1 protein-coding gene is annotated in these 314 nt (G+C 70.7%); it reads right to left on the bottom strand.

The features are described from left to right. Positions 1-314 (bottom strand): cytochrome P450 (locus tag SB719_RS19430; RefSeq protein ID WP_412159641.1); only part of this gene is annotated, 314 nt, incomplete at both ends.

Genomic DNA, 314 nt, shown 5'->3' with positions numbered 1-314 from the left:
CACGGGACAGCAGCCGGGTGCCGACCTCGATCAGGTCGACGGTGACCGGCTCGCCCGGGCAGCGGTGGTCCTCGTGGTAGCGGCCGCCTCCCTGCGGGATCAGCGTGTTGGGCTCGACCACCAGGCCCTCGAAACGCTGGGGGAGGAACCGGTCCGGCTGGTCCCAGATCGCAGGATGGTGGGTTGTCGCGTAGAGGTCGAGCAGCACCCAGTCGTCGCGGCGGACGCGCTCACCCTGCCACATCGCCTCACGGGTCGCCCGTCCGCCGATGACGGGGAAGAAGGGGTAGAACCGGCGCACCTCCTGGGCGAAC

The organism is Pantoea sp. SIMBA_079 (assembly GCF_046940275.1).
GTDB classification, from domain to species: domain Bacteria; phylum Pseudomonadota; class Gammaproteobacteria; order Enterobacterales; family Enterobacteriaceae; genus Pantoea; species Pantoea borealis.
Note: the sequence above shows the minus strand (reverse complement) of the source record. Positions and strands in the feature narration are given on the sequence as shown.